Here is a 1,719-nt window from a genome sequence, read left to right on the forward strand (position 1 = left end):
TGTCGCTCGGCGACCAGGCGCCGGTTCGCGCGACGAACGCGTATGCGTTCCTGCCGCCGGTCGAATCGCATCAGGTTGAAGTCGGCGCGAAGTACGACTGGCTCGACCGGCTGAGCGTCACGGCCGCGGTGTTCTCGCTCAGCAAGCCGTTCCAGTTTGCGCAACCGGTCGCGTCCGGTCCGAGCTACACGTCCGTACAGCGCGGCGCGCAGCGGCACCAGGTCGTCGCGCCTGCCGCGGCTGGGCGGCTCCCGCACCGGCTGTCGATCGACCCGGACGCCGGCACCGCGCGCGTGCAGCCCGGCGTGCGCAACCTCGCGATCTCGCAGGCCGCCGCGCCGCACGGCCTCTACTACGCGCCGGACCCGTCATCGCAGATCGCGTGCTCGATCGGCGGCAACGTCGCGGAAAACGCGGGCGGCGTGCACTGCCTCAAATACGGTCTCACGGTGCACAACCTGCTCAAGGTCGAGATCCTGACGATCGACGGCGAGCTGCTGACGCTCGGCGCCGACGCGCTCGACGGCCCCGGCTTCGACCTGCTCGCGCTGTTCACGGGCTCGGAAGGGATGCTCGGGATCGTCGTCGAAGTGACGGTGAAGCTGCTTCCGAAGCCGCCGAGCGTGAAGGTGCTGATGGCAAGCTTCGACGACGTCGGCAAGGCAGGCGCCGCAGTTGCGCAAATCATCGGCGCGGGCGTGATTCCCGGCGGGCTCGAGATGATGGACAACCTCGCGATCCGCGCGGCCGAAGATTTCATTCACGCCGGCTATCCAGTCGACGCGCAGGCGATCCTGCTGTGCGAACTCGACGGCGCGGCGAGCGACGTCGAAGAAGACGCCGAGCGTGTGGCCGCGCTGCTGCGCGACGCGGGCGCAGCGGAGATCCGCGTCGCGCGCGACGAAGCCGAGCGCCAGCGCTTCTGGGCCGGCCGCAAGAACGCGTTTCCCGCGGTCGGCCGCATCTCGCCCGATTACTACTGCATGGACGGCACGATTCCGCGCCGCGAACTGCCGCGCGTGCTCGAAGCGATCGCCGCGCTGTCGGCCGAATACGGGCTGCCGGTCGCGAACGTGTTCCACGCGGGCGACGGCAACATGCATCCGCTGATCCTGTTCGACGCGAACCGGCCAGGCGAACTCGACCGCGCGGAAGCGCTCGGCGGCCGGATCCTCGAGCTGTGCGTCGCGGTCGGCGGCAGCATCACCGGCGAACACGGCGTCGGCCGCGAGAAAATCAACCAGATGTGCGTGCAGTTCAACGCCGACGAAATCACGTTCTTCCATGCGGTGAAGGCCGCGTTCGATCCGCAGGGCTTGCTGAACCCCGGCAAGAACATCCCGACGCTGCACCGCTGCGCCGAATTCGGCGCGATGCACGTCCACCACGGCCAGCTGCCGTTTCCCGAACTGGAGCGTTTCTGATGCGTCGCGAATTCGAAGCAACCGACGACAGCGCGACGCTGGTCGCGCACGTCGAGGCCGCGCTGCACGACCGGCAGCCGCTGCGCATCCGCGGCGGCGACACGAAGGCACACCTCGGCCGCCCGGTCGCCGCGCGCGAGATCGACACGCGCACGCATCGCGGCATCGTCAGCTACGACCCGACCGAACTCGTCGTCACCGCGCGGGCGGGCACGCCGCTCGCCGAGCTGAACGCCGCGCTCGACGCGGCCGGCCAGATGCTGCCGTGCGAGCCGCCCGTGTTCGGCGGCGCGGC

The 1,719-nt window shown here is 69.8% G+C and carries 2 protein-coding genes; both read left to right on the plus strand.

Going from position 1 to position 1,719, the window contains the following annotated elements; translation table 11 throughout:
• Positions 1-1,424 (plus strand): FAD-linked oxidase C-terminal domain-containing protein (locus G3N94_RS41045; protein ID WP_241022362.1); only part of this gene is annotated, 1,424 nt, incomplete at its 5' end.
• Positions 1,424-1,719: FAD-binding protein (locus G3N94_RS41050; protein WP_205799872.1), on the plus strand; the 296-nt coding region annotated here is incomplete at its 3' end. The genes G3N94_RS41045 and G3N94_RS41050, both read left to right, overlap by 1 nt.

The organism is Burkholderia sp. Ac-20353 (genome assembly GCF_017104785.1).
Taxonomy (GTDB): domain Bacteria; phylum Pseudomonadota; class Gammaproteobacteria; order Burkholderiales; family Burkholderiaceae; genus Burkholderia.